Source organism: Azospirillum sp. B4 (genome assembly GCF_000333275.1).
Lineage (GTDB): Bacteria > Pseudomonadota > Alphaproteobacteria > Azospirillales > Azospirillaceae > Nitrospirillum.
In genome coordinates this window covers 1-1,783 of sequence record NZ_BACU01000646.1, presented here as the reverse complement: position 1 = coordinate 1,783, position 1,783 = coordinate 1, and the positions used below count along the sequence as shown (strand labels likewise).

Here is a 1,783-nt window from a genome sequence, read left to right as displayed (position 1 = left end):
CACGCCCGCGTCCGGGCAGGGTTTCCTCCACGTCGGGGACGACCGTTCCGTCGGGTCCGACGACGAAACGGATCATCCCGTCCTTACTCCCCACCACGCCGCTGGCGATGCAGCGGCGCAGTGGACTTTTGCTTCCCCCGACCGCCTCCGGCTCGCCTTCCGGCAGCAGGGCGTCATCGGGGTCCGGTGTCATCGCCGGCCCAGATACCTGAGAGGCGACCATCAATCAGGCCCCCCTCAGGCGTCGGCGCCGGACTCTTCGTCCGCGAACCAGTGGGCGCGGGCCGCCATGATCAGCTCGTTGGCCTCGTCCTCGGTCATCGCGTCCTTGCCCAGGATTTCGATGAGCTCGTCACCGGCCAGGTCGGCGAAATCATCCAGCGTCTTGACGCCCTTCTCACCCAGCTTCACCAGCATGGGCGCCGTCAGCGCCTCGATGGCCGCGACCTCGTCGGTCACGCCCAGCTCGACACGGCGGTGCTCCAGGCGGCTGTTCTGTTCTTCCAGGAAGTTGCGGGCGCGTTCCCGCAGTTCCTCGGCCACGTCCTCGTCGAAGGCGTCGATCGAGGTCAGTTCCTCGGTGTCGACGTAGGCGATCTCTTCCACCGAGGTGAAGCCTTCGGCCACCAGCAGATGGGCGATGACGTCGTCAACGTCCAGGGCCTCGATGAACATCTGCGAGCGGGTCTTGAACTCTTCGGTACGACGGTCGGATTCCTCCTGCTCCGTCATGATGTCGATGTCCCAGCCGGTCAGCATGGACGCCAGGCGGACGTTCTGGCCGCGACGGCCGATGGCCAGCGACAGCTGGTCGTCCGGCACCACCACCTCGATGCGCTTGGTCTCCTCGTCCAGCACCACCTTGGCCACCTCGGCCGGGGCCAGCGCGTTCACCACGAAGGTGGCGGCGTCGCGGTTCCAGGGGATGATGTCAATCTTCTCGCCCTGCAGCTCGCCCACCACGGCCTGGACGCGGCTGCCGCGCATGCCGACGCAGGCGCCGACCGGGTCGATGGCGCTGTCGTGGCTGATGACGGCGATCTTGGCGCGGCTGCCCGGGTCACGGGCCACGGCCTTGATCTCGATGATGCCGTCGTAGATTTCCGGCACTTCCTGCTTGAACAGGCCGGCCATGAAGGCGGGGTGGGTGCGCGAAAGAAAGATTTGGGGGCCGCGCGGCTCGCGCCGCACGTCGTAGATGTAGGCGCGCACACGGTCGCCGTTCTTGAAATGCTCACGCGGCAGGCACTCGTCGCGGCGCAGCACGGCTTCGGCGCGCCCCAGGTCGACGGTCACGTTGCCGTATTCCACGCGCTTGACCAGACCGTTGACGATGTCGCCCATGCGGTCCTTGTACTCGTCATACTGACGGTCGCGCTCCGCCTCGCGCACCTTCTGCACGATGACCTGCTTGGCGGTCTGCGCGGCGATGCGGCCGAAATCGATGGGCGGCAGCGGATCGATCAGGAAATCACCGACCTTGGCATCCGGCCGCTTGCGCTTGGCCTGGGCCACGGTGATCTGGGTCGCCTCGTCCTCAACCGTCTCCACCACCTCAAGATAGCGCATCAGATGGATGTCGCCGGTCTTGCGGTCGATGCGGGCGCGGATGTCGTGCTCGTGGCCGTACTTCGAGCGGCCGGCCTTCTTGATGGCCTCTTCCATCGCCTCGAGCACATGCTCTTTCTCGATGTTCTTTTCGCGGGCGACGGCGTCAGCGACTTGAAGAAGTTCCATCGAAGCGAACCTTGCCTTCTGTTACGTCAGTAAGAAACTGGGAGAG

General features: G+C 65.6%; 2 protein-coding genes. Both read right to left on the bottom strand.

Annotated elements, in window-relative coordinates:
* The coding region (locus I55_RS29335; RefSeq protein WP_044564265.1) for a DUF448 domain-containing protein at nucleotides 1–193 on the bottom strand (193 nt) is incomplete at its 3' end.
* 44 nt (nucleotides 194–237) lie between these two features.
* Nucleotides 238–1,737 (bottom strand): transcription termination factor NusA, encoded by a 1,500-nt coding sequence (gene nusA, locus I55_RS29330; protein WP_044564264.1) that lies wholly within the window; start codon nucleotides 1,735–1,737, stop codon nucleotides 238–240.
* Nucleotides 1,738–1,783 lie beyond the last annotated feature (46 nt).

Coding starts and splice junctions, on each gene's coding strand:
- nusA (WP_044564264.1), bottom strand. CDS start 1,737: ATGGAACTTCTTCAAGTCGCTGACGCCGTCGCCCGCGAAAAGAACATC.